Consider the following 20,016-nt stretch of genomic DNA (forward strand, 5'->3'; position numbering starts at 1 on the left):
TTTTAAGTTCTAAAAAGTTCTACTAAGTAAAACTATTGGAGTTTGTTTTGTAATCTTTCAGTTGATATCGAATTGTATTGAGGTATTCTTCTAAACTGATTGCTTCAATACCTTTATCATGAACAGAAATAAGAAAGGGTGTTTCATCCAAAAGCTGGTATAATTCAGGGAATTTGTCTTTTATTTCCATTGTTACTAAAAGAATACAATCAGTCAATTCTTTTGTTTTTTGGATCGTTTTCATTGTTTGAAATAAATATTTAAGACACTGTCAGTCTTTATTGTTATAGACTATTTTTATTAATATGAACATTACTTTGATTCTTTTTTATCGGAACAATACCTGCCATTTCACTCATTACATTCACTAAATCTGAACCATCTGGAACAATAATTTTAGCATTATTTTTTAATGCGGCTTCCATAGCTTCTATTTTCCTTAGTAGTTGCGCATTTCCAATAAAGTATTTATCAGCTGCTCCGTTTACTAGTTTTATGGCTTCAGCTTCGCCTTCGGCATGTAATATTTTCGAACGTTTGTAACCTTCTGCTTCTTTGATTTTGGCACGTTTAATCCCATCTGCAACTGTTTCAGCAGCAGTAGCTGAGTCAATAGCAGCAATTTTTTCATTTTCCGCTTTTACTACTTTGTTCATAGTCTCTTGTACATCCGATGGAGGATCTATTTGCTTCAATTCTGTTCTAATGATTTGAATTCCCCAGTCTTTTGTTTCTTTATGAAGTGTTTCATGCAATTCCATATTTATTTTCCCTCTTTCACTATTAGCAGACTTCAAGGTGAGTGTTCCAATGATATTACGTAATGTAGTACGTGCAAGGTTCACAATCTGGTGCTGATAGTTATTTACATCGTAGGTCGATCCCTTTACACTATTCTCGTCAGATTTTACTCTGAAGTAAACTTGGGCATCCACAGTGGCATTTAAATTATCATTAGTAATTATTTCTTGGGGCTCGGCATCTACCATTTGTTCAGTAATGTTCACAAGAAACAATCGATCAACAATTGGAATTATCCAGTGGAAACCGGGCTCTGCAAGTTTTTTGTATTTCCCTAAACGTTCTATAAGCCCCTTATGAGTGGGTCTTACTATTCTGATACCAGATATCAGTATAATTGCTGTAGGTATTGTGATATAGAGGTAAATTAGATTCATAATTAGAAATTTTAAGTTTATAAAAAATGGACAAGCTCTAAAGTGAACTTATCCATTAGAAAATCGATATTAAAAACCTAGATTACCCCACTCTTGGTTGACCTTTTTTGATAATATTGATTACCTCTTCACGTTTTTTGTTCAGACGATTTTCTACTCTTTTGAGTAAATCATTTTCTTTACCCGTTTCAAACTTAAGGTCGGCATCAGTAAGCTGTGAAAATTTAGACTTGAGTTCTTTCGACTGGTTTTCCCAGTTACCAGTAATTTTGAAAGACTCTTCTGTCTTCTTGTTAGAATTTTCCATTTTCTCATTATTTACGTTGTGAATTCATTTTCACGACGTTACAAAGATGGTAATACTATTAGTTTCTATTATTACATTAAAGATGGAATAGGTTACATAATTCACACATCCTCAAGGTTTTTTCTACGCTTATTAGCTATTCCTTTATAAAAAGTAGGAGTTAGTCCAGTGACCTTTTTAAACTGGTTTGATAAATGAGCAACACTACTGTAATGAAGACGATAAGATATTTCTGTTAAAGTCAATTCATCATATAATAACAATTCTTTTACTCTTTCAATTTTATTAAAAATAATATATTGTTGAATTGTAATGCCTTTTACTTCAGAGAATACATTGGATAGATAGGTGTAATCATACTCCATTTTTTCACTAATAAAGTCTGAGTAATTTACTTTAGGTAAAGTATCGCTGTGGTGGATCATTTCAATAATTATATTTTTTATGCTCTCTACCAGAATAGCTCTTTTGTTGTCTAGTAATTCAAGCCCTGATTTATGTAAGTTGATTCTCAGTTGTTCATGTTGATAGGCTGTCATATCTTCTAATATTTCAATAACTCCCAAGTTGACTTTTAAATGTTTAATTCCTAGTTTTTTTAACTCTTCTTTGACCATCATTTTGCAACGATGGCTTACCATGTATTTTATATAGATTATCATTGCTGTCGAAATTAGTTTTTTGATGATTACTCTTTTGCCAACCGAAGTTAATTCAAGTAAGAATGTTATCTGTTAAATTTTTTATTACAAAGAGAATGCAACTTATTTGTTTACTCGTAAAAACATCTTTTAAGAAAACCAGAAGTATAATTATAGTAATAGTTGAGTGTATTTACCTCTCAACTGATAGTTTCAGTATTAATAATTTAAGGTCTAAAAACCAGTTAAGTAATTTTTTAACTTAGGTTGAAGTGTGTTTTTGGAAATAAGTATATGTAAAGGTACTAAAAATCAATGCTAATAATATTTTTTAGCAGTAAAATTCTATGAGTCTTTTTGTTACTTTCATAAAAAAGACTTTATTTAGCTTCAAATTGCTAAAAAAGAAAAATATGCTAGTTAAAGTTTATGGCTCGGCCGTTTTCGGTGTCGAAGCTATTACCATTACCGTTGAAGTTAATATTGATAAAGGAATAGGCTATCATTTAGTTGGTTTGCCAGATAATGCCGTACGCGAAAGTTCCTATAGAATTTCTGCTGCGCTAACCAATGTAAATTATAAATTACCAGGAAAGAAAATCATTATTAATATGGCTCCTGCTGATATTCGAAAAGAAGGGGCAGCTTATGATTTAACTATTGCTATGGGAATTTTAGGAGCTTCAGGACAAATAAACTCAGAAAATATTGCAGAATATGTAATTATGGGAGAACTCTCTTTGGATGGAAATTTACAACCGATAAAAGGTGCCTTGCCCATTGCAATTAAAGCAAAGGAGGAAGGTTTTAAATATTTAATTCTACCGAAGGAAAATGCAAAAGAGGCGTCAATAGTTAAAGGTTTAAAAGTATATGGGGTTACTAATATTAAAGAGGTAATTAATCATTTTAACGAGGAAGAATTATTAAGTCCTGAAGCTATTAATTCCGATGATATTTTTAATAACTGTCATAAAGAAATAGATTTTGATTTCTCGGATGTAAAAGGACAAGAATCCATCAAAAGATGCATGGAAATAGCAGCTGCTGGCGGGCATAATATTATTTTAATTGGTCCTCCTGGTGCTGGAAAAACAATGTTAGCGAAAAGATTACCTTCTATTTTACCACCAATGACCTTAGAAGAAGCATTGGAAACTACAAAAATTCATTCAGTAATTGGAAAAGTTAAAGATTCAGGTATTTTATATCAACGTCCTTTTCGTTCACCACACCACACAACCTCTGATGTCGCTTTAGTTGGTGGAGGACAATATCCTCAGCCTGGAGAAATATCTTTAGCACATAACGGAGTATTATTTTTAGATGAACTTCCTGAATTTAAACGTTCGGTTTTAGAAGTCATGCGTCAACCTCTAGAAGATAGAGAAGTTACAATTTCAAGGGCCAAGTTTACAATTACGTATCCAAGTAGTTTTATGTTAGTAGCAAGTATGAATCCAAGTCCATCTGGTTATTTTAATGATGAAAACAGTCAGTTTTTATCTTCTCCTGCTGAAATGCAGCGATATATGGGAAAAATATCAGGTCCATTATTAGATAGAATTGATATTCATATTGAAGTAACACCTGTACCTTTTGAAAAATTATCCGAGGAAAGGAAAGGGGAGAGTAGTGCTAAGATTCGGGATAGAGTTATAAAAGCTAGAGCTATTCAATCTGCTCGTTATGAAAACTTCGATAACATTCATTACAACGCTCAAATGACGGTGAAGCAGATTCGTGAATTTTGTGTGTTAAATACCGAAGGCAAAACGTTGTTAAAAAATGCTATGGAAAGATTAAACTTATCCGCTAGAGCCTATGATCGAATTTTAAAAGTAAGTAGAACAATTGCCGACTTAGATGAATCATCGGAAATTGCGTCTCAGCATATTGCAGAGGCTATTCAGTATAGAAGTTTAGATAGAGAAGGTTGGCTAGGATAATTCTATAAACTATTTAGATAAATGTAATTTTCTTTGAGTTCTATTTTTTTACCAATCAATGGTGTTTCTTCTTCCGATAAATGTTTTGTAATTGTATAAAATTTTAAAGACTCTTTATCGGTTAAAAATCTCATTGATTGTAAAGGGAATTCATCATCTTTTGAAAAAAGTATTGTTTTAGTTTTTGCTTTTCCCTGAAGAGAATAGTACAATTTGAATTCTAATTTTGAAATAGTTTCATCTACAAAAATTGATGAGTTTACTTCAATATCGATTGTGTTATTTATAATTTTTTGTTCCTTTTTTGTAGAGGTAATATCAATAACAGAATTGCATTCAGGTTTGTTTATCCAATCTGATATTGTTCGTTCACCATTTGTATTTATTTCGGTTATTCTATAACGCATTGGTGAATTCATATCTATTGCATAAGGGAAATTAATATGTTGCGTGTATAAATCAATATACTTCTTCCTGAATTTAGATTTTACACTTATTTTTTTTCCATTATTAACACTTGTTGCTTCTATTTCAACTGTTTTCATGTAGAGTTCTGGACGCAAGTTTTCTTTAAAATCGTAACACTTTACCTCAATAGCAGCATATGTAGGTGGAATGCCTTCATTTAAATCTATTTGTTTTAAAATATCAGGAAATTTTTTGGTGTCGATATTAATAGTTAAAGTATTGCTTTTGATGATTCTGTTTTGAATGTTGTTAGATTCATCATGAATACTATCTTTCTCAAATTGTTCCTTAATTTCTTTTGATCCTGTAATTTCCTCTTCGTTTGGCATCCAAACCTGAGAGCGATATACATAGTTTAAATTAATTCCTAATAATTTTTCTTTTAATTGTGTAGCTAGCAGTTGAGATTCATACTTGTTTAATCTTACTGTGTAGGTTCTTTTGGTCCAAAATGAATTAGAACTGTTAAATCCGGAATTGTCATTTGCCTCTAAAGCACCATCATTTTCGATTACTTGGTGTCTTTGTTGATTATTGTTTTCTACAGGAAGAACCAGTCTGGTATCTATTTGGGTAATAGGTAATGGTCTCAGAGTTACTCTACCATATTTTTTTAGTGAAGATTTTAACTTTTGTAATGTTTTGGATGCTATTTTTTTCATAGTTACTTCAAACTGAACAAGGCTCATAAAGCTTTTTTCACCAGCATCATCGTAGCATTTACTTCCAGTATATCTTAAATCTAGAAATTTAAAATTAGGTTTTCCATTATCTTCTAAATTGATTTGTAAATCACCAGGCTCATAATAAAACAAAAGAGGGTCGGACGTATCACGAAAAACTGCTACACCATCTATTATCTGTTTTGAGCTAAAATCAGCTTGAGCAAATAAATGATTTGTGTTAGCTATGAAAACAAAACTAATAATGTTTACTAAAAACCGACCGACCCTCATAATTGTTTATTTTTTGGAATTATTAAATATGTTGTTATTCATCTTCTTTTTTTGGAGTTTCCTCTTTTTCTTTATCCTTTTTGCCAAGAAGCTCATCCAATAACTCTTTACCTTTTTCAATAAGTCCGTCTTTTTGTCCTGAAAGAAGAGAATCTTTCAACTTTTCTAACTCAGACTTTTCTTTGTGTTTGTAAAGTTTCTTGATTTGATTTTCTCCAATAACCAATAAACTAGAATTACTAGTTTCCCAGTCACTAGTTTTTACCTCGCCATCTTTCATGATTGTAATTAACTGGTAGTTGTAAGAAAGTTCTTTGTTTTCTGGTACAAAAAGTTGAATGTCTTCTATTACTTGATCATCTTCCTTAATGCTAAATGCTGGAAATGTGATTTCATCAATACCATTCGGGTCTGCTTGGATAGACTTTATAAGTAACTTCATTGAATGCGCATTTGAAAATGTTATGGCATTTAAAAATTGCACTTCAACCTTTGTAATTTCACTACCTGAAGTTCCTCCTATAATTTTCTTTTTTACGTTTTGATCGCATGGATTACAATCTGTATTTAGTGAATAATCTATCCAAAATCTAACGATGTTATTTGTTGCTAATAATTCACTTTTTTCTTCATCTGAAAGATACAAAGTCTCACCAGTGTTTATTTCAGTGTTTTCTAACTCAATTGTCTTAAAGTAGTTTCTTCCACCCTGTTTTCTTAATACGGTTATACTCTTTGGAACAACAGGATAATCAATGTTATTAGTCCAACCACCAAGGAGATCCTCGGTTTTTGAAAATTCTATTTTTCCAAAAGTTAAAGGAGAATTCACTTCTAAATTTACAGGAACTTCAATTATCGAACTTTCGTCACCGTGAGGTTTAAATTGAAGTTTAATACTTGTTCCGATATTCTGAAGCATTGCTCCAACAAAGTTATCTACGTTACTATCCATTCTCCAGTCGATAATAATAGGTTTATGATAATCTGTAGGAATACTAGCATGAATACTTTCTGGACTTACATTAAAACTACCTAATATTGGACCAAAGTCTACTTTTGGAACATCTCTTAAGTCTAGAGGCATTAGCTTTACCGGTTTTCGTAGTTTAGAAGAAAGTAATTTTTCGGCTAGCTTAATATCTTCACTATTAATTTGAGGAGTTAATTCTGCATTTACTAAAACACTTCCTCTTCCTTCATCGGAATCCATATAAAAAATATTGAAATCGTACTTACCTGTTTCTTTATTCCATTGCAAGGTGTACTCTTCTGGTAAATAGTAGTAGATATTTGAATTTTTATTTTGATCTCGATAAATTTCCCTACTAATGTTTAGTTTATCTAGGTAAGAGTCGTAACCCTCACCAGATAAATAGGTGTTTATATTTATTCGAGTTTCAATTTTCGTTACATTAGGTCCTTCACGTTCCGTACTATTTGCAGAACTAGATCCAGAAGTTCTAATAGGAATATATTTTACTAAACCAATATTTTTTAGACCTTTTGTGTCTGTTTTTTTTGGGTCTTTCTCTGTTTTGATAACCAGCGGGTTTCTCTTAAGTATAGGTATAACTGGATTTGTTGAAGGCAAAGAAAGTATGTTGTAAGCTTCGTTACCTTTCAACTGACTTCTATTTTCATTATAAACAGTCCATTTATTTGCACTATACCAAACTCCAATAGGGTTGTTAAATCTTTTTATAGATGTTTGAGAGTTAAAGGTTGCAAAAACCAAAGCATTATTTTTCGAATTAGTTTTAGCATTGTTTATGTATGTGATATGTCCTTTTTTATTGGAATTATTAACTCGATGCTTAAATGCTTTACTATGAACTAAAACATTAAATTTTGCTCCTTTAGGTAAAGGTTTTCCATCAGTATTAAAAATGTTCCATTGTCCTTTGGTTTTTGAGTAGTACACTCCAATTGGACTGGTATTATAGGGGCCGCGAGAGCCCCAATTTTGTGTTACAAAAAAAATAGCGTTTGGATTTTTATTTAATTTTGGATGATTTACAACAACTGATTTGGCATTCAATCCTGCTTTAACCGTAAATGCATTACTTGATTTATTAGCAACTAAAACATTAAATTTAGTGTTTGCTTTAATAGGAGTTTTGTCCTGATTAAATACAGTCCATTTTTTTCCATTATACCAAACGCCTACAGCTTTAGTTTGGTAGGGTCCCGATTTTCCATAATAATGAGTAACGAAAAGAATTTTATCTTTTTTTCCATTAGTACTAACATGATTTATCCTAGAAATGTGCTGGTTAGTGTTCGATTTTGTAACCGTATGTTTAAATACAGTTTGCGCATGAATCATTGTTACACTCAATAGTAAGGCTGTCAAAAAACTAATATGTAACAATGATTTTTTATCATAATATGTTTTCATGATGATTCAGTTTTAATATGTTTAATAAGCAACATAAAAAGCAGCTGGTTGACTAAGTTCTCTAAAAGCTAGAGTTTCTTGTCTGTTCACAAACTCTTGGTAAGTCATTTCGTACACAGAACCTCTATTCGACGGTCTGAAGCTAGTCATACCTTGTTCCCATGGATCATACACTTTTAAAATTGTTCCATCTGGAGTTCCGTCTCCTTGGATACCAGCGACAACCACAACATGAGCTCCGTTTTGTAAATCTGTGGCAACCCATAATGGACCTGCTTCTAATAATGAAGCAAAACCTGCTACGGTGTAACTTTGAGGATATTCATATTGTAACCCCCAAACACTAAACATTTCAGTATTATCAGCCGGTAATCCATTATTATAGTAGCTTTCCCATCCGTTTACACCTCGAGCAATATCTTGAGGATCAATACTGATTTGCTCTCTCCATCCTACAATCATGGCAGCTGAAGCAGCCCAACATGACATTCCGCTAGTTTGAGGAACTAATTGTATAGGATAAGAAATATCCAAACTACTATTAGAGCTAGACGAAGTTGAGGAATTATCACTAGTTCCTGGATCGTTACTGGAAGCTGTAGTACTAGTTGAAGAAGAGGAACTACATGCTGTTGGATAGATTCCATTGATACTTGCAATATCTGTTGCGCTCATTCTATTTCGTTGACCAATAGTAACTCCACTTCTTTTAGGGACAATTGTAGTCATGCGGCCTCCACCAGGTTTTGGTTTACCAAAGGCAGTGGAACCATAATGCATAATTGAACCATAATCGTAATTTCCCATATTTCTACCTTCTGGCCAGAATCGATGATACCAACTCTGATTGTATTTTCTGAAGTTATGCGCATTTCCTGAAGTTATATTTGAGCCGTTAACAGTTATATAAGTATCTCGATCGTCTCTACTTTGTTCGTGATAAAAACCTAATGCGTGCATAATTTCATGAGTTGTACTTCCTTTTGTTTTACTTCCACAGCGATCACCGATTTCAATTACTTGTCTTCCCCCAGTTTTTCCTATAAAAGATAATCCACAAATACCAGGAGTATATATAAATTCTACATAATCTGACTCTGTAGTTCTAGGAACTATACAAACATTAGTACTAGTATTTATATGATTAATCGCCCATAGAATATCAGTTCTTTTAGGATGTCCACTGGCAATAACATAAGGCATTTTAGAATTAGGCCATCTTGCACTTGTAGAGGTTGTTACTGCACCACCACGTCCGCCTGAACGTGGAATTAAAATGTCACCTTCAAAAATATATTTATCGTCAATCTCTTTTACCTTAATAGTAGTTTGAACATTGGTAAAAGGTAAAGTGGTATTAATTTCTCTTGTTGTTCCTGAAGTGTTGTCAGGATATCCTTCTTGAGCTACGGTAACCTGTAAGAAGAAACCGAATAGCATTGTTACTATTATTCTTATATATTTATTTGATTTCATGATTTTCAATTTTTAAGTACTACATAAATCTGTCTACATCAATTCTTCCATAATCTGATTTTTGTAAGCCAGATTTTTTTGGACTTTCTCCTCTTATGAAATAGGTGATTTCATATTCGTAATTCTCAGAGTCTCTTGGTAATAAAATTTCCAACGTTTTTGATAACTCTGATTTGTTAACTCGTAAATTGGTACTGTTAACTTCTTTTTTATCCCCTAATTTGCTGTATACTTTAATTTCAACAGCTTTAATATTTTTTTCAAGTGTAAAATCTTCGTCGACCTCTATATAAATCGGTTTTTTAACCAAAGGTGGTTCAAGCGCAATGCTACCAAATTTTGTGGTTTCCCAATCAGATTCGATTTTATGATTTCCTCTAAAATTCCATAAAGTTTTAAAATCATAAGCTAGCCACTTGTCTCTGTCATCATCACCTTTCCATCCGTATAACATTTTAAAGAAATTTCCTTGTTTGTTAAATTCAGATTTATCGATTTTGATTTCATCTACAGTTTCTTGATTGTTCCCATGTTTTTTACGCATGATTACGTTTACGAAGTTTACATGTTTAAAATCATCTGCATTCATTCCACCTAGAGTAGCATTAATTTGACGTTGTTTCATTAACGGATCGTCTGCATTGATTTCTCTAAAACAAGAAGGACACTTACTTTTTACATCACCAAGATTATAATCAAAAGGCAATGTTTTCGTTGTTTGGGTATACTTGTTTAAATCAATTTTATAAACTCCACGTCTTCTAACTTGTTTCATTTGATATGATACCGCAACTGATAAACTTGGAATCGGTTCTCTTTGTGGAGTTTCCCTGTCTGTATCATCGCCGCTGTCAGTAGTGTCTGCGCTTCTTGTAATTGGTTGATGCCCACCAGCAGTTCTAACACTGTCAGCTCTTGATTGAGCTCTTCTTTGAACAGCACGATTTCGTTCTGCTCTTGATTGTTCTAAAGCATCGATTCGTCTATTTTCTTCTCTAGCTTCTTTACGAGCGTTTTGTAATTGTTCGGTTGCTCTATCTAACATGCTCTTTTGATTATTCGGAACTAATTGATTTAATTGAGGTACTCCAGTTCCACCAACTTTGTCAAACATTAAATTCATAAGTTGCGTGTAAGCAGCTTCTTTCAATTTATTCAGTTCTTCATCATCGCCAATTTGAGTCAACTTAATTGCGCCTGAATCGAATAAGTCATCAAAACTTGCTTTAATTTCTGCCGAAAGAACTGGGGCAGCAATGGCAGCTTCAAAAGTTTGGTGTTTATAAATTCTATCGAAATTAGCTTCAATAGTTACGCGTTTTGGAGATTGATACCCTTCAACTTCCATTTCAAAATGTGCACTAAAATCGGGAGTGGGAGTATTGAATGTTTCCCAAAGAATTTTAGATCCTAATTTGTTGATATGCACAGAAACTGCTGAGCGTTGATTTTCAAGAATTGGTGCATTTCCTAATCCGCATACTTTAGCTTCAAACTCACCATTTGGTTTTGCAACGGATGAAATCAATGAAACTGTTCCTGATTTAAAAACTACAGGTCCGATAATTTTTCCATTACTATCTACTCGGCTTAAGGCTCTTTCGGCATCCTTAATCATTTTATCTGGAACTTTTAATTCAACCAAAGCATGAACAATTCCACCACCAACAGTACTTTCAGAGATTCCTTCATTAGAATCTGCTGCTGTTTCTTCATTTTTTACATAACGTAGAAAAGAAAAAATAGGATCACCTGTTGGATGAGATGCTAGCTGAGGTTTATCTGGTAAATAGTAATAATTACTTCTGTTATTGAGGTCTGGAAATAAAATTAATTCTCCAGCTCTTACAGGTTTGTCTAACAATATTTGCTGTTGTGCTTGTATGGTATTTAGATATCCAAATAGTACAAAAAGCACACTTAAAGTTTTATATAAATTTTTCATCTTTTTAGTTTTTTACAATTCCTATTACATCTTTAAATTTGTCTAAAATTGCTGCTTCTTTACTTACTTTTCCATCGGCTCCAGGTTTAAGGATAACCTTACCGGCTTCAATGATTTTTTCTAAGTAATCAGGGTCATCGTCTTTTAATTCTTGAGGAATTGTCGCGTAGATGTAGTCGTCATTTATTTTATCATCCCAGCCTAAAGCCATTTTACCTTTTTCCTTATGAGTAAGTACTAGTTGATATGCATATCCCTGAGTATTTCTATCGGTAAAAATCATTTTTTCAATAAGAGGTTCTTCTTTAGAAATAGTTAGCGGAATATTAGTTTCTACTTCTTCACCAAACTTGTAGTATCTTAATAAAAGTGTAGCTCTTACAACACCTAACGATTTTAGTTCTTCAATGTCTGCTTCAAACTCTATTGTTCTTGGTGTAATAGGCGGGTATAAAGTAATACTTTGCCAAGTTCCTTTTTGCCATTCTGGTTCTTTAGGGTAAATATTTCCTCCTTTTAAACTCCATTGAGATTGATATTCATAAAGATCTGAATCTTTGTCATCTCCGCGAGCATAATTCACGGTCGCTTTTAACCCTTCGTTTTTTAAATGATCTGCGTCAATAAGAGCTGATGTGTTAAAATGGTTGCCAGATTTTCTTTTCTTTCTGATATTGACAGTTACATAGTTTACTTCTTTATCAAACATTTCCATTGCTTCGAGATCAACAATCATATTGATATCTCTATGGGTAAAGAATTGATCATTCATTAAAACTTTACCAACACATTTCTTGTTGTTTTTAACACCATCGTACCAACTAGCTAAATTTGCTGTTAATGTAAAAGGTTTTTCAACTGCTAATCTGTAGTTTAAATAGTACGTTTCGGTTTTCTTTTTGAAACTACTTTCAAAGAAACTTCTGTTGTAGGTGTACTTTTTTCCATATTTGATATTTGGCATAGCAGCTTTTTCCTTTTCAGTTGGAGGAGCAAGTACATCAGCATCCCCAGATTCGGTCATTTTTTGTAAAAAGAAATCGAAAAATGCTTCTCTAATTTTTGTTACTCTGTCGTCAGAAATATTTTCGTCAAAATCTACTTTGATGTATTCATTTTCTATCATTTGATCTATAACGCTTCTCACTTCGTCATAAGATCTACTTTTTACTTCTGTTTTCTTTCCGAATAAAGCATCAGCAACCCCACCAAAAAGACCACCTCTACTTTTCTTACCATGGACTTCTTTATACTTTGCATAATCTCTTTCCATGTGTTTTTGTACTTCACTCCAGCGTACAATTACTCTTCCCTTCGCAGCAGGAATACGAGTTGTGTATTTGAATCCCATTTCGATAGATAAATCAGTTATCGATCTTGTTTTTTCAAATGTTGCAGCTAATAATTGAGCTCCGTTAGCACTTAAGTTGGAAGCAACAGCAACTTTTGCCCCTGGTAAAACAGGTGCGCTTAAAGATTGTACAACAGAAGGAGCCAGTTTATCATCAGTTAAGGTTGCCGAAATAATTCGTAATGATTTGTCACCATCAGGTTTTACATCTAAAGCTCCTTTTAGTTTACTTTTTTTTCTCGCTCCTTGCTCACCGTTTGCAAGGATTTTTTCAACTTCTTTTTGTTGTTTTGGAGTTAAACCCCATTCCATCAACATATGTAATAAAGCTCCGCCAATTCCACCGTCGTCAGCTTTTTCTTCTGTAATGTATTTTAAGAAAAGGAATTCAGGAGTTTTATCCGGCTTTTTACCTAGTCTTAAAGAAACTGGTAAGTAGTAATAGTTTTTAGATTTCCTATCTGATAAGCTAGATGCTTCTCCATAAAGCATTACTTGTGTTCCATCGCTAAGCGTAAGGCTTAACTTGTTTGTGTCGTCGACAATTTGTGCATTGGACGATGTAAAATTTACTAGTAGGTAAAGTAAAATTACCCCTCGTAGTACATGTTTAATTTTTGTTTTCATGATTTTATTGATTTAATAGTGTGTGTAAATTCTCTTTTAGTTGATAGGTCTCTTTAGAAAGACCATACTTCTTTTTTCCCTTAAATTGAATGATGAAATTCATTGATAAAAAAAGCTTCTTTAATTCCTTTGAGTTTTTATTTATAGCAGATGCTAAAGTCTGAGTTTCATCACTATTCAACTTGAATGAAGAAGCTGATTTGGAATTCGGGAATAGTGTTATTCGTCCTAGAGACGTAGCAGAATTATTTAGTATTTCAGATAATTTGGTCTTACCTGATATTTGTAAATACGGATGATTGTTATCGATATTCGGAGTAACATTTCCCATAAACCTAGCATCTTCTCCAGCTACTTTTTCTAAGGCTTTTTCTACTTCTTTTCTTTGGGATAAGGATAAACCCCAAGATGTTAAAAAATGTAATATTCCTCCATTATTACCATTTGCATCATCATATTTTATGAGTGAAAATTCAGGTTCCTTAAGTCTGTTAGTAGAAAACTTTAAATGAGATGGCAGACTGTAATATTCATCGGAGTTTTCATCGAAACTCGCTGCTTTTTTATAAACCACAATCTCTGAATCATCGGAAAGAATAAAGGTAAATTTCGTATTCGCATCAAGGATTTGAGCATTGCTTAAAGTTCCCAGAAAAACGAGAAAAATAAGGCTAATATTTTTGATGTTAGTTTTCATAATTTGCGGATTTATTCAGGAAGTTCATCTATAAATAGAAGTCCATATTCATCAATTCCATTCTTTTGAATAGGAGCTTCATTTTTTATATACCAAGTGATGGTGTACTCAACTTTATCAGAGCCTTTTGGTAGTGTGATTTCAAAAAACTTATCAGTTAATTCTCTTTTAGGATAAATGGTTAGATTTTTAGATTTAGGTTCTCCGAAAAAGTCATAGTTGATTTTTACGGCTACGGCTCTTACATTTTTTTCTTGAAGAGCTGTTACATCACCAGAAATTTCAATTTTTCTTCTTTGAAAAGGAGTGTAGAGGTTAATCATTGAAGCAGATGCAGTTTTCCAGTCTTCAGAATAAGTTCCACCACCAATAAATTTCCAAACAGTTTGATATTCGTAATTCAACCATTCATTTTGATCTGTATCAGCATGATTTAAATATGACATGGCGATTTTACCATTGGTTTCTTTATAAGTATTTTTAGTAAGTAATACTTCTTTTAGAGTAGCGTCGCCCGATTGATGTTTTTTATTAAGTTTTACGGTAACACTATTGAGCATTTTATCGAACTCATTTTCTATAGTTCCATCAATACCTACATATACATCTCTTTGTTGGAAGGCAGGATCCCATAAAGGAACATCTTTAAAAATCTCTTTATTATCACCGTATTTTTTATAAAGATTTCCGGCATTAAAAGTGATGTAGTGATTTCTGTTTACTAAACTTCTACCTTTAAAAACCATGTTACTTTTTCCTGTAGTACGATGTTCTTTATACTGGTAACCAACATTTAAACCAAATCCTGTAGTATTTCTACTTCCCATCGCACCATCAGATCCAATTAATGAACCAATTGCATCTTCTAATCCGCCTCTGTGCTCTTCAGGAACTTGTTCTAAAGGCGTAGGTTTAAACATTAACTCTAAAAGTTTTGTGTAAACGGTTTGAACAAGACTCTCCATAGATTCGTCTTTACCAACACTTGTGAATTTTATGGCATTGTCTTTTCGTAGTTTGTCGAAACCGAGACCAACATCAGCACCAATAAAGTATACACTACCTCCAGCATCAAAAGCATGACTTTTCTTTACTTCAGACCAATCAATTTCGAGTTCGGCTTCATAGCTTTCGGTTAGTCCTGAGAATCCTAGTTCAAAAATTAATGATACATCGGGTGTAGACATTTTTAAACTTTCTAGTAATAGTTTAGACTTTAGAGGATCTACATTGAAAGACAATGGAATTTTACTGTTTTCAATAATAGGTGCACTTCCTGAACCCAGGATAGATTTTTTAGATTCGCCTGCTGGATTTAAAATGGAAGAAACTAAAGTGTATTTCCCACTATCAAAGATTATAGGTCCTTCAATAATGATTTCGTCATTTTCAAATTTCTTTTTCAAGAAACGCTCGGCATTTGTTATTAATTCCTGTGGAGTATCATATAGAACTAAAAAGTTTAAGATTCCTCCACCTCCAGCTTCTGTTATTGTTTTTGAGTTGTTTTCTGAAGGTTTTTCCGTGATATATCTCAAGAATGAAAACTCAGGAATACTATCGTTTTGTAACGATAATCTTGCTCTTTGAGGCAAATATCGGTAGCTATTTTCCTTCTTATGAATTGGAAAACACCATAAACCATCTGCATTAACTCCTTGGTCGATTAGTATAGATTGTCCATATGAAACTAGGCAATACCCAATCAGCACAACTAATGTTATGTAGTGTCTTAAATTTTTCATGATAAATATGTTATGCTAGTCGTTTACTCTTCTGACGGTGGTAATAAGAACAGATAATCGCTATCTAAAGATTTTAATGACTCTGTAGTTGGTCCACTCTTTTTATACCAGTTTACTTGGTAAGCAACCGGTTCGTCCGCGTCGTGATACAAATTAATTTTACTAGTGCTTTCAGTATCGTTTTTGCGAAGTATAACTGTACCTTGCGGGTTTGGTTGTCCGTTTAGTATAGTAAAGAATCTAACAGAGCAAGCTTGTACATTAGCGTCTTTAAAGAAAGTTCTATCTGCATCAATTTGAACCGTACGTTTCTTAAATGGTGGTGTTAAGGCAATTGAAGCGTCGTTTGCTTTTAACCATTTATCTTCTGATTTTGGTAGTCGAATTGTTTTATTGTTTCCTTTTAAATTCCAACTAACTTGATATTCATAGTCTAACCAATCTGATTCTTTGATTCCTAGTCGCGGATAGAAGATATTTTTATAATCTTTCCCAGTCTCTAAGTCTGTTCGGCTAATCACAATATCTTTAGTTACATCACTGTGATCTTCTCCATAATGTTTCTTAAAACTTACGGTTACGGAGTTTAAAATTTCATTAAAAGTCCCTACATACTCTCCATCTAACTGAAAAATTATTTCGCGTTTTGAAAAATCATCATCATCTAAGTTTACTACTCTAAAATATTTGTCTTTACTAGAAGGATCTTCCTTAAACACTTCATACAATCCGCTGATGTTTCCTGATGAATACACAGGAACTTTTATGGTTGTTGATTTACTGAGGTTTAAATAGAATTTATTCACCTTTATATCTGTTCTGTTTTTTAGAACAAACTGATTATCGGTTACATATTTTTCATCTCTTGCACCACCAAAAATCTTACTAAAAAATCCTCTTTTACGTCTCCCTAACAGCTGACCTTGCTCAACGGCAGTTTCTTTTTCAGGTTGTTTTGCCCAACCCATTTCAGCATCAAACATTAACTCGATAAGTTTATCGGTTATTAATGAAAGAATACTGCTCATATCATCGGTTTTTATCCCTAAACCGCTTGATCTGTCAAAAACATCAATATTTAGTTTTTGTTGCTGTACCATTTCATCCGTAATTTTACGCATCTGTCTTTTGGTATATTCTTTTTGATTACTGTAAACCTTACTATAGTGATCATAAATAGTTGACATATCTGCTGAGACTACCGCGTTATAACCTTTTACTTTTGCTTCATAATATCCACTAACAACAACAGAAATATCGGATGTTTTTCCCTGTAAAGATTCCCATAATAAAGTAGCTCCTTCTTGATTTAGTTTTGCAGCAATAGCAGCTTTTGAATTTTTATATAATGGAGCATGTCCAGAGGTGATTACGTTTTGTGTAAAAGGATTTTTGCCGTCTACATTATTAAGTATAGAAGACACAATTTTAAAACTTGCAATTCCGTCTTCTCCATCTTTTAAAGCTTGTTTCATTGGAACAGGTCCAGCAATTTTAGCGCCTCCTTTTTTCTCTTTTAATTCTTTTTCTAGATCTTTTAAGACTTCCTCAGGTAGATCAAATTGAATTAGCGTATGGAAAAGTCCTCCGCTAGCATTTCCTCCTTGTCCGATATATTTCGTGCACATTAGTTCAAAATCACCATCCTCTTTTGTTGATAATCTAGGAAAATCAGGAATGTAATAGTAAGTGTCTGGTTGATTACTATCTTGTAATAGTTGAATGCCGTTAATCATTAACCTGCCTTCATCATAATTCACTTGACTTGTTACTTTCGTTGGTAACAGCATCAAAATAAATATGCAGTAGTTTATTAGTTTTAGATTTTTCATGATATTAAAAGTTTTTCCAAAATTAAATCCTTGACTTGTAGTAATTTGCAGTCTAAATCTTGATTTTGTAAAAGTGTTTTAGAGTTATTTGTTCCTAATAATGCACTAGGAAGGTTTCAGGAAAAACAACTTCATTTTTTACGGGAAAATCACTTCAAAACTCTGGGGTTGTTCTCTTAAGAAAGCAATAAGTAAAGTTAAATAGGACTTCCAATCATGAGGTTTTTCGGAGCAGTGCCGAATATTTGTTTTATTACCAAGTTTCATGCACAGGCATTAGAAATAGTGTTATTTTTGCCTAATGTCTTTACGAACAGAACAAACTTTTTTTCTCGACAATATAAAGGTCTTTAAAGAGCAATTGTTGGCTTGGGGACAGCAGTATGAGACTGTTGTTTTTTTAGATAGTAATAATTACGAGCAAAACTATTCGAGCTATGATGCAGTTTTAGCAGTTGAAGAATTTACCTCTATAAAAACAGATTATTTCGACGCTTTTGAGCAGTTAAAGGAGTATCAATCTTACACTAAAGATTATTTATTTGGTTATTTGTCTTATGACTTGAAAAACGATACTGAAAGTTTAACTTCCAATAATTTTGACGGTTTGCATTTTCCGGATATGTACTTTTTTCAGCCTCAAAAAATAATTTTCATTAGAGAGAACGAAGTCATATTTTCTTATCTAAGAATGGTAGATGATGAAATAGAAGAAGATTTTGAACAAATCGTTAATGGTGAAATTATTAAGGGAGAGTCTGAGCAAAAAGAAGATTTAAAAATTAAGCTTAGAATCCATAAAGACGAGTATCATGCGAAGGTTACTAAAGTTATCGACCATATAAAGAGAGGTGATATTTACGAGGCAAATTTTTGTCAGGAGTTTTATGTTGAAAATGCTACAATTAATCCATTCGATACTTACAATCATTTAAACAAAATATCTCAGCCTCCTTTCGCAACTTTTTTGAAGAATGATGAGTTATATTTATTGTCAGCTTCTCCAGAGAGATATATAAGAAAAGAAGGAAGTAAAATTATTTCTCAGCCGATTAAAGGAACAGCTAAACGTTTTGTTGATTCCATTGAAGATGAAAAAGTTGCTTTTGATTTGGCAAGAGATGAAAAAGAACGGTCAGAAAACATAATGATTGTTGATTTGGTAAGAAATGATCTTTCCAGAACCGCAAAGAAAGGTTCTGTTAAAGTGGAAGAATTATGTAAAGTATATTCTTTTAAACAGGTTCATCAATTAATATCAACAGTAGTTTCAGAGATAAATGATGATGTACATCCGGTTGATGTAATTCGTGATACATTTCCAATGGGAAGTATGACAGGAGCTCCTAAGATTTCAGCAATGAAAATTATAGAAGAATTAGAAGAAACTAAGCGCGGATTGTATTCTGGAAGTGTTGGTTATTTTACTCCAGATGGCGATTTTGATTTTAATGTGGTAATTCGAAGTATTTTATATAATCAGGAAAAAAAGTATATTTCGTATTCAGTAGGAGGAGCTATTACGGCAAAATCAACTCCTGAAAAAGAATATGAAGAATGCTTGTTAAAAGCAAAAGCAATGAAATTTGTATTAACCAACTCTTAAAACCTAAGAACAATGACTCATCAAACTCTAAATTTTCAATTTCAAAAAACAGATTTTTTCGGTCAATTCTGGAAAACGGAAAACGTAAAAGCGGTTGTGTTAATTTTGCATGGTTTAGGAGAACATTCGGGAAGATTTACAGAAGTTGCTGAAAATTTAATAGATAACGGTTATGGTGTTGCTGCTTTTGATCATTTTGGTCATGGAAAAACAACAGGGAAAAGAGGTCATAATCCAGGTTATGAATCTGTATTAGATAGTATAGCACAATTCATAATTCAAACCAAAGAAATTTTTGGAGATGTTCCATTGTTCCTTTATGGTCATTCTATGGGTGGTAATGCTGTGTTGAATTATATGATTTCTAGAGATAATAATATAAAAGGAGTTATTGTAACAAGTGCGTTTTTAAAATTAGCATTTCAACCTCCAGCATGGAAACTTTTCTTTGGAAGGATTATTCAGAAAATAGCTCCATCAATGACTTTAGATAATGAGATAGATACTTCGTTTATTTCTAGAATTCCTGAAGAAGTTGAAAAATATGAAAACGATTCGTTGGTACATAATAGAGTTAGCCCGAACTTTTCATTGTCATTCATCGAAAGAGGAGCGTGGGCTATCGAAAATGCACATAGATTAAGGAAACCTATTTTACTTTTACATGGAACCGACGATAAATTGATAAGTTGTGAGGGGTCTAAGGAGTTTGCTAAGAATAATCCAGAGAACAGTACACTTAATTTATATGAAGGTGGATATCATGAATTACATAATGATTTATGTAAAACAGAAGTTATTAACGATATCATTTCTTGGCTAAATAACAATAACTAA

General features: G+C 32.7%; 15 protein-coding genes. 3 read left to right on the forward strand and 12 right to left on the reverse strand.

The features are described 5' to 3' along the window. Window positions 1–22: 22 nt before the first annotated feature. From ACOSP6_RS13130 to ACOSP6_RS13145, 4 genes are all read right to left on the reverse strand, one after another. Window positions 23–244 (reverse strand): hypothetical protein, encoded by a 222-nt coding sequence (locus ACOSP6_RS13130; RefSeq protein WP_422094364.1) that lies wholly within the window; start codon window positions 242–244, stop codon window positions 23–25. 40 nt (window positions 245–284) lie between these two features. Beyond that, on the reverse strand, window positions 285–1,178 hold the full coding sequence (locus tag ACOSP6_RS13135) for an SPFH domain-containing protein (RefSeq protein ID WP_422094365.1): 894 nt from the start codon (window positions 1,176–1,178) through the stop codon (window positions 285–287). Window positions 1,179–1,260: 82 nt separating this feature from the next. Continuing rightward, window positions 1,261–1,485 (reverse strand): hypothetical protein, encoded by a 225-nt coding sequence (locus tag ACOSP6_RS13140; RefSeq protein WP_422094366.1) that lies wholly within the window; start codon window positions 1,483–1,485, stop codon window positions 1,261–1,263. Window positions 1,486–1,586: 101 nt separating this feature from the next. Continuing rightward, entirely contained in the window at window positions 1,587–2,126 is a 540-nt protein-coding gene (locus ACOSP6_RS13145) for a helix-turn-helix domain-containing protein (RefSeq protein WP_422094367.1), read from the reverse strand. 413 nt (window positions 2,127–2,539) lie between these two features. Here ACOSP6_RS13145 and ACOSP6_RS13150 point away from each other — a divergent pair, with 413 nt between their 5' ends. Next, window positions 2,540–4,075 carry a YifB family Mg chelatase-like AAA ATPase gene (locus ACOSP6_RS13150; protein WP_422094368.1) on the forward strand — a complete coding sequence of 512 codons (1,536 nt, stop codon included), beginning with the start codon at window positions 2,540–2,542 and terminating at the stop codon, window positions 4,073–4,075. A 2-nt stretch (window positions 4,076–4,077) separates the two neighbouring features. Here the strand turns inward: ACOSP6_RS13150 and ACOSP6_RS13155 are convergent, their stop codons facing one another. The 8 genes from ACOSP6_RS13155 to ACOSP6_RS13190 are packed head-to-tail and all read right to left on the reverse strand — an operon-like array spanning window position 4,078 to window position 17,573. After that, window positions 4,078–5,499 (reverse strand): hypothetical protein, encoded by a 1,422-nt coding sequence (locus tag ACOSP6_RS13155; RefSeq protein ID WP_422094369.1) that lies wholly within the window; start codon window positions 5,497–5,499, stop codon window positions 4,078–4,080. Between the two features lie 34 nt (window positions 5,500–5,533). After that, window positions 5,534–7,900, reverse strand: coding sequence for a DUF7452 domain-containing protein (locus tag ACOSP6_RS13160; protein ID WP_422094370.1), 2,367 nt, complete (start codon window positions 7,898–7,900; stop codon window positions 5,534–5,536). 21 nt (window positions 7,901–7,921) lie between these two features. After that, entirely contained in the window at window positions 7,922–9,376 is a 1,455-nt protein-coding gene (locus ACOSP6_RS13165; protein WP_422094371.1) for a M12 family metallopeptidase, read from the reverse strand. Window positions 9,377–9,395: 19 nt separating this feature from the next. Beyond that, window positions 9,396–11,321 carry a hypothetical protein gene (locus ACOSP6_RS13170; protein WP_422094372.1) on the reverse strand — a complete coding sequence of 642 codons (1,926 nt, stop codon included), beginning with the start codon at window positions 11,319–11,321 and terminating at the stop codon, window positions 9,396–9,398. A 4-nt stretch (window positions 11,322–11,325) separates the two neighbouring features. Next, window positions 11,326–13,299, reverse strand: a complete 1,974-nt coding sequence (locus ACOSP6_RS13175) for a hypothetical protein (RefSeq protein ID WP_422094373.1) — start codon at window positions 13,297–13,299, stop codon at window positions 11,326–11,328. A 4-nt stretch (window positions 13,300–13,303) separates the two neighbouring features. Continuing rightward, window positions 13,304–13,996, reverse strand: coding sequence for a hypothetical protein (locus ACOSP6_RS13180; protein ID WP_422094374.1), 693 nt, complete (start codon window positions 13,994–13,996; stop codon window positions 13,304–13,306). Window positions 13,997–14,007: 11 nt separating this feature from the next. Continuing rightward, complete coding sequence (locus ACOSP6_RS13185; RefSeq protein ID WP_422094375.1) at window positions 14,008–15,741, reverse strand: hypothetical protein; 1,734 nt, start codon at window positions 15,739–15,741, stop codon at window positions 14,008–14,010. A 23-nt stretch (window positions 15,742–15,764) separates the two neighbouring features. Then, window positions 15,765–17,573 carry a hypothetical protein gene (locus tag ACOSP6_RS13190; protein ID WP_422094376.1) on the reverse strand — a complete coding sequence of 603 codons (1,809 nt, stop codon included), beginning with the start codon at window positions 17,571–17,573 and terminating at the stop codon, window positions 15,765–15,767. A 301-nt stretch (window positions 17,574–17,874) separates the two neighbouring features. Here ACOSP6_RS13190 and pabB point away from each other — a divergent pair, with 301 nt between their 5' ends. Both pabB and ACOSP6_RS13200 read left to right on the forward strand, forming a co-directional pair. Further along, entirely contained in the window at window positions 17,875–19,179 is a 1,305-nt protein-coding gene (pabB, locus tag ACOSP6_RS13195) for an aminodeoxychorismate synthase component I (RefSeq protein WP_422094377.1), read from the forward strand. 12 nt (window positions 19,180–19,191) lie between these two features. Beyond that, window positions 19,192–20,016, forward strand: a complete 825-nt coding sequence (locus tag ACOSP6_RS13200; protein WP_422094378.1) for an alpha/beta hydrolase — start codon at window positions 19,192–19,194, stop codon at window positions 20,014–20,016.

This window comes from Tenacibaculum sp. MEBiC06402 (assembly GCF_049239625.1).
Lineage (GTDB): Bacteria > Bacteroidota > Bacteroidia > Flavobacteriales > Flavobacteriaceae > Polaribacter.

What these genes read in the sequence shown, in the direction of transcription:
- ACOSP6_RS13130 (WP_422094364.1), bottom strand. Translation starts at nt 244, where the DNA reads ATGAAAACGATCCAAAAAACAAAAGAATTGACTGATTGTATTCTTTTA.
- ACOSP6_RS13135 (WP_422094365.1), bottom strand. Translation starts at nt 1,178, where the DNA reads ATGAATCTAATTTACCTCTATATCACAATACCTACAGCAATTATACTG.
- ACOSP6_RS13140 (WP_422094366.1), bottom strand. Translation starts at nt 1,485, where the DNA reads ATGGAAAATTCTAACAAGAAGACAGAAGAGTCTTTCAAAATTACTGGT.
- ACOSP6_RS13145 (WP_422094367.1), bottom strand. Translation starts at nt 2,126, where the DNA reads ATGGTAAGCCATCGTTGCAAAATGATGGTCAAAGAAGAGTTAAAAAAA.
- ACOSP6_RS13150 (WP_422094368.1), top strand. Translation starts at nt 2,540, where the DNA reads ATGCTAGTTAAAGTTTATGGCTCGGCCGTTTTCGGTGTCGAAGCTATT.
- ACOSP6_RS13155 (WP_422094369.1), bottom strand. Translation starts at nt 5,499, where the DNA reads ATGAGGGTCGGTCGGTTTTTAGTAAACATTATTAGTTTTGTTTTCATA.
- ACOSP6_RS13160 (WP_422094370.1), bottom strand. Translation starts at nt 7,900, where the DNA reads ATGAAAACATATTATGATAAAAAATCATTGTTACATATTAGTTTTTTG.
- ACOSP6_RS13165 (WP_422094371.1), bottom strand. Translation starts at nt 9,376, where the DNA reads ATGAAATCAAATAAATATATAAGAATAATAGTAACAATGCTATTCGGT.
- ACOSP6_RS13170 (WP_422094372.1), bottom strand. Translation starts at nt 11,321, where the DNA reads ATGAAAAATTTATATAAAACTTTAAGTGTGCTTTTTGTACTATTTGGA.
- ACOSP6_RS13175 (WP_422094373.1), bottom strand. Translation starts at nt 13,299, where the DNA reads ATGAAAACAAAAATTAAACATGTACTACGAGGGGTAATTTTACTTTAC.
- ACOSP6_RS13180 (WP_422094374.1), bottom strand. Translation starts at nt 13,996, where the DNA reads ATGAAAACTAACATCAAAAATATTAGCCTTATTTTTCTCGTTTTTCTG.
- ACOSP6_RS13185 (WP_422094375.1), bottom strand. Translation starts at nt 15,741, where the DNA reads ATGAAAAATTTAAGACACTACATAACATTAGTTGTGCTGATTGGGTAT.
- ACOSP6_RS13190 (WP_422094376.1), bottom strand. Translation starts at nt 17,573, where the DNA reads ATGAAAAATCTAAAACTAATAAACTACTGCATATTTATTTTGATGCTG.
- pabB (WP_422094377.1), top strand. Translation starts at nt 17,875, where the DNA reads ATGTCTTTACGAACAGAACAAACTTTTTTTCTCGACAATATAAAGGTC.
- ACOSP6_RS13200 (WP_422094378.1), top strand. Translation starts at nt 19,192, where the DNA reads ATGACTCATCAAACTCTAAATTTTCAATTTCAAAAAACAGATTTTTTC.